This is a genomic window from Vibrio sp. JPW-9-11-11 (genome assembly GCF_013369335.1).
Taxonomy (GTDB): Bacteria; Pseudomonadota; Gammaproteobacteria; order Enterobacterales; family Vibrionaceae; genus Vibrio.
This window is the reverse complement of record NZ_SZQJ01000033.1, coordinates 1-663: the sequence shown is the minus strand read 5'-3', so window position 1 is coordinate 663 and position 663 is coordinate 1. Positions and strand designations below refer to the sequence as shown.

Annotated in this window: 2 tRNA genes and 1 rRNA gene; all 3 read right to left on the bottom strand. The window is 49.5% G+C overall.

Annotation, left to right across the window (positions count from 1 at the left end):
* Positions 1–266 precede the first annotated feature (266 nt).
* Positions 267–342: transfer RNA gene (locus FCU94_RS15870), tRNA-Lys, on the bottom strand.
* Positions 343–344: 2 nt separating this feature from the next.
* A tRNA-Glu gene (locus FCU94_RS15865) sits at positions 345–420 on the bottom strand.
* Between the two features lie 89 nt (positions 421–509).
* Positions 510–663, bottom strand: a 16S ribosomal RNA gene (locus tag FCU94_RS15860); the annotation flags it as partial.

Here is a 663-nt window from a genome sequence, read left to right as displayed (position 1 = left end):
AAGAGATGGGGATTGTTGTTATTCGTCAGCTTTCCAAATTGTTAAAGAGCATGTTTCTTCACGAGGAAGTACATTTTCTAAAGATTATGGTGGGCGATACCGGGCTCGAACCAGTGACCCCCTGCTTGTAAGGCAGAAAGACTACCAACTGAGCTAAAGAGAATGGTAATCAAGAATGGTGGAGCTAAGCAGGATCGAACTGCTGACCTCCTGCGTGCAAGGCAGGCGCTCTCCCGCCCACATTGTTTCCATTCTCGTGGAGAGAATGGTGGGTCGTGCAGGATTCGAACCTGCGACCAATTGATTAAAAGTCAACTGCTCTACCAACTGAGCTAACGACCCAATGGTATCCCGTAGGGGAGTCGAACCCCTGTTACCGCCGTGAAAGGGCGGTGTCCTAGGCCTCTAGACGAACGGGACACTAAGTCGAAGATATTGGGATATCTTCTATCTCTTAAACTACATAAACCATCAATCTGTGTGGACACTCATCATGAGTAATCATCGTATAAGGAGGTGATCCAGCCCCAGGTTCCCCTAGGGCTACCTTGTTACGACTTCACCCCAGTCATGAACCACAAAGTGGTGAGCGTCCTCCCGAAGGTTAAACTACCCACTTCTTTTGCAGCCCACTCCCATGGTGTGACGGGCGGTGTGTACAAG